This is a genomic window from Kitasatospora papulosa (assembly GCF_000717245.1).
Lineage (GTDB): Bacteria > Actinomycetota > Actinomycetes > Streptomycetales > Streptomycetaceae > Streptomyces > Streptomyces papulosus.
The window spans coordinates 1-2,607 of record NZ_JNYQ01000053.1 but is presented as its reverse complement, the minus strand read 5'-3'; the positions used below and the strand labels follow the sequence as shown (position 1 = coordinate 2,607).

The window sequence follows — 2,607 nt, the reverse complement described above, 5'->3', positions numbered from 1 at the left end:
CCCCGTAACCTGTCGGATCACCGGAAAGGACCCGTAAAGTGATAATGATTATCATCTACATATCACAACGTGCGTGGAGGCCATCAAACCACGTCAAATAATCAATTATGACGCAGGTATCGTATTAATTGATCTGCATCAACTTAACGTAAAAACAACTTCAGACAATACAAATCAGCGACACTGAATACGGGGCAACCTCATGTCAACGAAGAACAGAACCCGCAGAACAACAACCCGCAACATCCGCTTTCCTAACCAAATGATTGAACAAATTAACATCGCTCTTGAGCAAAAAGGGTCCGGGAATTTCTCAGCCTGGGTCATTGAAGCCTGCCGTCGGAGACTAACGTCAGAAAAGAGAGCATATACATCAATTAAAAGTGATGAAGAATGAACATCCCGCGTTCTTCCCTCCGAACAGGACGATATTGTAAATTCACTTAATTACGAGGGCATTGCAGTAATTGAGTTGCAGTTTTACCACTTTCCTGACAGTGACAGACTGCGTGTTGGCTCTGTCACAGACTAAATAGTTTGAATGATTAGCAGTTATGGTGATCAGTCAACCACCAGGGAATAATCCTTCATATTATTATCGTGCTTCACCAACGCTGCCTCAATTGCTCTGAATGCTTCCAGAGACACCTTATGTTCTATACATGCAATTACAACATCAGGGTAACTCATAGAAATGGTGCTATTAAGCATATTTTTTACACGAATCAGATCCACGGAGGGATCATCAGCAGATTGTTCTTTATTCATTTTGTCGCTCCATGCGCTTGCTCTTCATCTAGCGGTTAAAATATTACTTCAAATCTTTCTGTATGAAGATTTGAGCACGTTGGCCTTACATACATCTGTCGGTTGTATTTCCCTCCAGAATGCCAGCAGGACCGCACTTTGTTACGCAACCAATACTATTAAGTGAAAACATTCCTAATATTTGACATAAATCATCAACAAAACACAAGGAGGTCAGACCAGATTGAAACGATAAAAACGATAATGCAAACTACGCGCCCTCGTATCACATGGAAGGTTTTACCAATGGCTCAGGTTGCCATTTTTAAAGAAATATTCGATCAAGTGCGAAAAGATTTAGACTGTGAATTGTTTTATTCTGAACTAAAACGTCACAACGTCTCACATTATATTTACTATCTAGCCACAGATAATATTCACATCGTGTTAGAAAACGATAACACCGTGTTAATAAAAGGACTTAAAAAGGTTGTAAATGTTAAATTCTCAAGAAACACGCATCTTATAGAAACGTCCTATGATAGGTTGAAATCAAGAGAAATCACATTTCAGCAATACAGGGAAAATCTTGCTAAAGCAGGAGTTTTCCGATGGGTTACAAATATCCATGAACATAAAAGATATTACTATACCTTTGATAATTCATTACTATTTACTGAGAGCATTCAGAACACTACACAAATCTTTCCACGCTAAATCATAACGTCCGGTTTCTTCCGTGTCAGCACCGGGGCGTTGGCATAATGCAATACGTGTACGCGCTAAACCCTGTGTGCATCGTTTTAATTATTCCCGGACACTCCCGCAGAGAAGTTCCCCGTCAGGGCTGTGGACATAGTTAATCCGGGAATACAATGACAATATTAACAATATGAAATTTCAACTCATTGTTTAGGGTTTGTTTAATTTTCTACACATACGATTCTGCGAACTTCAAAAAGCATCGGGAATAACACCATGAAAAAAATGCTACTCGCTACTGCGCTGGCCCTGCTTATTACAGGATGTGCTCAACAGACGTTTACTGTTCAAAACAAACCGGCAGCAGTAGCACCAAAGGAAACCATCACCCATCATTTCTTCGTTTCTGGAATTGGGCAGAAGAAAACTGTCGATGCAGCCAAAATTTGTGGCGGCGCAGAAAATGTTGTTAAAACAGAAACCCAGCAAACATTCGTAAATGGATTGCTCGGTTTTATTACTTTAGGCATTTATACTCCGCTGGAAGCGCGTGTGTATTGCTCACAATAATTGCATGAGTTGCCCATCGATATGGGCAACTCTATCTGCACTGCTCATTAATATACTTCTGGGTTCCTTCCAGTTGTTTTTGCATAGTGATCAGCCTCTCTCTGAGGGTGAAATAATCCCGTTCAGCGGTGTCTGCCAGTCGGGGGGAGGCTGCATTATCCACGCCGGAGGCGGTGGTGGCTTCACGCACTGACTGACAGACTGCTTTGATGTGCAACCGACGACGACCAGCGGCAACATCATCACGCAGAGCATCATTTTCAGCTTTAGCATCAGCTAACTCCTTCGTGTATTTTGCATCGAGCGCAGCAACATCACGCTGACGCATCTGCATGTCAGTAATTGCCGCGTTCGCCAGCTTCAGTTCTCTGGCATTTTTGTCGCGCTGGGCTTTGTAGGTAATGGCGTTATCACGGTAATGATTAACAGCCCATGACAGGCAGACGATGATGCAGATAACCAGAGCGGAGATAATCGCGGTGACTCTGCTCATACATCAATCTCTCTGACCGTTCCGCCCGCTTCTTTGAATTTTGCAATCAGGCTGTCAGCCTTATGCTCGAACTGACCATAACCAGCGCCCGGCAG

The 2,607-nt window shown here is 42.7% G+C and carries 5 protein-coding genes; 3 read left to right on the top strand and 2 right to left on the bottom strand.

The window, feature by feature from the left end:
• Window positions 1-202: 202 nt before the first annotated feature.
• Window positions 203-397: a YlcI/YnfO family protein gene (locus IA22_RS36200; protein ID WP_001421937.1), complete on the top strand. Its 195-nt coding sequence runs from the start codon at window positions 203-205 to the stop codon at window positions 395-397.
• A gap of 164 nt (window positions 398-561) precedes the next feature.
• Here the strand turns inward: IA22_RS36200 and ybcW are convergent, their stop codons facing one another.
• Window positions 562-768: a protein YbcW gene (gene ybcW / locus IA22_RS36195; RefSeq protein WP_001031427.1), complete on the bottom strand. Its 207-nt coding sequence runs from the start codon at window positions 766-768 to the stop codon at window positions 562-564.
• A 243-nt stretch (window positions 769-1,011) separates the two neighbouring features.
• On the opposite strand from ybcW, the gene IA22_RS36185 reads away from it, so the two are divergent.
• Together IA22_RS36185 and bor are read left to right on the top strand one after the other, a co-directional pair.
• A complete protein-coding gene (locus tag IA22_RS36185; protein ID WP_223248938.1) occupies window positions 1,012-1,464 on the top strand; it encodes a DUF1398 domain-containing protein in 453 nt (150 codons plus the stop codon).
• Window positions 1,465-1,725: 261 nt separating this feature from the next.
• Window positions 1,726-2,019 (top strand): serum resistance lipoprotein Bor, encoded by a 294-nt coding sequence (bor, locus tag IA22_RS36180; RefSeq protein WP_000738492.1) that lies wholly within the window; start codon window positions 1,726-1,728, stop codon window positions 2,017-2,019.
• Window positions 2,020-2,050: 31 nt separating this feature from the next.
• Here bor and rzpD read toward each other — a convergent pair whose 3' ends face one another.
• Window positions 2,051-2,512, bottom strand: a complete 462-nt coding sequence (gene rzpD, locus IA22_RS36175) for a prophage endopeptidase RzpD (protein ID WP_000092275.1) — start codon at window positions 2,510-2,512, stop codon at window positions 2,051-2,053.
• Window positions 2,513-2,607 lie beyond the last annotated feature (95 nt).

Bases quoted from the DNA above. Each gene is read 5' to 3' on its own strand.
- ybcW (WP_001031427.1), bottom strand. From the start codon at position 768: ATGAATAAAGAACAATCTGCTGATGATCCCTCCGTGGATCTGATTCGT.
- rzpD (WP_000092275.1), bottom strand. From the start codon at position 2,512: ATGAGCAGAGTCACCGCGATTATCTCCGCTCTGGTTATCTGCATCATC.
- IA22_RS36185 (WP_223248938.1), top strand. From the start codon at position 1,012: ATGCAAACTACGCGCCCTCGTATCACATGGAAGGTTTTACCAATGGCT.
- bor (WP_000738492.1), top strand. From the start codon at position 1,726: ATGAAAAAAATGCTACTCGCTACTGCGCTGGCCCTGCTTATTACAGGA.
- IA22_RS36200 (WP_001421937.1), top strand. From the start codon at position 203: ATGTCAACGAAGAACAGAACCCGCAGAACAACAACCCGCAACATCCGC.